Consider the following 2882-nt stretch of genomic DNA (forward strand, 5'->3'; position numbering starts at 1 on the left):
GAGGACCTGGACGGCCCGGCGCCGCGCTTCCTGTACGCGAGAGCGGCGGCCTACGCGAACGCCTGGACTCAGGGAGAAGACGAGCTCGCGAGGCTCCTCCAGGTCATTCCGGTGCGGCCGACGGCGAACATCGTCTTCGTGCAGAACCAGCTCCGAGTGGACGAGGTGCTGGGAGTCCATCGGCGCCTCGAGTGGAAGGGCCTGGAGGTGGACGCGGACTTCCGCGCCATGACGCCTGTGGAGCTGAAGCCGGGGCGAGGCGCGGCGCTGCTGCGCCTGTCCGGCTACGAGGGCTCGTTCCAGGAGGCGCGCATCCTCGCCAGCGGCACGGGGGAGGCGGCGGTGTCCACCGTCTCGGTGCTCCAGGAGGCGGCGGCGCGAGGCATTCCCGTCCTTCATCTGCAGCCAGGGGATGTGCTGACGGGCCTGTCCGCGACGCCCGAAGTGCTGCAGGCCGTGGCGGAGCAGCTCGCGAAGAGCCGGCACGTCCTCATCCCGGCCACGTCGCTGACGCTGGAGAACTGGACGGGGACGGGGTTCATCACCCGGGATCCTGCCACCGAAGAGGGAGGCTACTTCCTCTCGGGCCTGGTCTCAGGCGGGCAGACCATCGTGTCGCCCGAGTTCTGGACGGACGCCGAGCTCGCCGAGCGACTGGGGCGCCCGGATGCGCCGAGGGCCACGGATGACCTCTCGAAGGTGGCTCGCATCGTCAAGGTGGAGGCGACGAACTTCCAGACCGGCACCGTAGGCCAGCATCTGCCCCACCCGCTCGCGGTCTACGTCACCACTGTGGAGGGAGTTCCGGTCCAGGGTGCGCCAGTGACGTTCGAGACAGCGGATGTCTCCAAGCCTCTCTTCAAGGATGCGCGCTTCCCTGATTCCGCTCCCGTCGAGCGCATCACCGTCCTGACGGATGTCACTGGCAGGGCATCGGTCATTGCGCTGCCGGATACGAAGATTCCCCGGCTCGCGATCCTGGAACAGGCGGTCCCGTTCAATCAGCTCCTCGGCCTGAACGTGGTGAGCGCTCACGTCCAGAGAAACGCCGTAGCCATCGTCCTCCAGGATCCGTTCCGCTTCGTGGGGCGACCGGACCGGGTCTCAAAGCTTGTTCCGGGAGCGACGAATTTCAAGAACAGAGTAGGAGTAGAGCTCGGCGTCGCTCTGGCCGTCACGGCGATGGACCAGCACGACAACCCGCTGGCGAACCAGACGGTGAACTGGGCCTCCAATCCGAACACAGCCCGCTTCTTCGATCCCCGGAAGCTGCCAGAGCTGCGACGCGTTCAGTTCCTGGGCTCAGAGCCCGAGCATCAATTCCCCGCTCTGGATCAGAAGACGGACACCCAGGGGGGAGGGCTGGTGGGCTTCATCTCGGGCATGGAGGAGGGGCGCTACACCATCACCGCGGCTACGGAGACGGTGTCCCAGAAGTTCGAAGTCGACACGGAGGAGGCCACGGCCGTCTTCCGGCTCACCTCGGCGGAGAGGGCGGCGGCCCGCGGAGTACCGGGCTCGTCCACCCCGGCGCCGTTCTTCGCGGAGCTGCTGCGCCGTGAGAACGAGGACGGGACCGGTAACTGGGTCCGGGTGACGGGAAAGGAACCGGGCTTCACGGTCGCGCGCATCCACATGGCCATCCAGGACGTGGCCACGGGCAAGGAGTTGAGCCATGAGACGGCGACTCCCAGCGACGTGGGCACGGGCTCCATGGCCGCGCTCGATCGGGACGACAACGTCGTCTTCTGGCCCCGCTACCTGGTCGAGAATGGAAAGCAGCGACTGAAGTTCTGGGGCGAACTCGTCTACTCCGACTCCAGGCCCGGCAAGTCGTGGATCTGCTGCGGCAGCTCCTTCTCCACGGAGCTCGAGTCCCGCAAGCCAGAAATTACCGTCGAGAAGATCCAGGCGAACGGCACGCTGGCAACAGCGAACGGCTGTGGCGGAGTCTCCGCGACCGATCAGTGGCTGTTGTTCCGCGTCCACAATCCCGCGGACTACCCCCTCTATGCGCGCATCGTGCAGGAGCCTGTCGTCTCGGGAGAGACATTGGTCGATCTGCCGAGCCATCCACGCGATCCCGCGGATGGCACCTCGCTGCAGCTCTTCGAGGGGTACATCAGTCGCCTGCCGCTCAAGATCCGCCAAGGCACACATGGAGGGAAGGTCCGGCTCGAGCTGCTCGCGCCAGACTTCCAGCTATCGAGTGGAGCGCGAACGAAGATTGCCGAAACCACTGCTTCTCTCGACTTCACCACGCCGGGCCTCGCAGCCCCCAAGGGTCCCCTCGGGGCGAAGCTGATCCTCGCGGTGCGCAACTTCGAGTCCGCCACCACGCCCAGGAATCCCCAGGACGTGGTGGTGCCGACGGCCACCGTGAAGCCCATTCCCGTTCCCGCTCCGCTGCGGTTCTGCCCGTCGGAGAGCGGGCAGGTGCGGGTGTACTCGGGCCAGGCGCTCCTGGCGGCTGCGGATGTGACGGCCGGTCAGGGACCGATGCTGGTGCTGAATCCGGCGGAGCAAGACGTGCCCATGCCGGAGCAGCCCGAGCCCGGCATGCTGTTCGTGAGTGTGCCGCCAGGAGATCCGTCGGGGCAGGAGGTGCGCATCGACTTCGCGCCAGCGAGCGCCCCCACGCAGCATCAAGAGCGGAAGCTGGAGCTGCGCACACGCATCACCGACACGAGCGTGCTGCCAGTGGGCCACACGTTCGTGAAGAACGTGAGCACGGTGGACGGGCACCTCGTGCGTCAAGTGGTGGATTTGGAGGTGCCTGGCCGTCGCCCCGCGCTCCAGTTCTCACGGAGCTACACGAACCGAGGCAATGAGCCGGGCCCGCTCGGGCGAGGCTGGAGTCACGGCTACAGCGGCCATGTGAT

The 2882-nt window shown here is 66.8% G+C and carries 1 protein-coding gene; it reads left to right on the forward strand.

The genetic code is table 11. The features are described from left to right. Positions 1 to 2882 (forward strand): DUF6531 domain-containing protein (locus KY572_RS46720; RefSeq protein WP_224250300.1); only part of this gene is annotated, 2882 nt, incomplete at both ends.

It is taken from the genome of Hyalangium gracile (genome assembly GCF_020103725.1).
GTDB classification, from domain to species: Bacteria; Myxococcota; Myxococcia; order Myxococcales; family Myxococcaceae; genus Hyalangium; species Hyalangium gracile.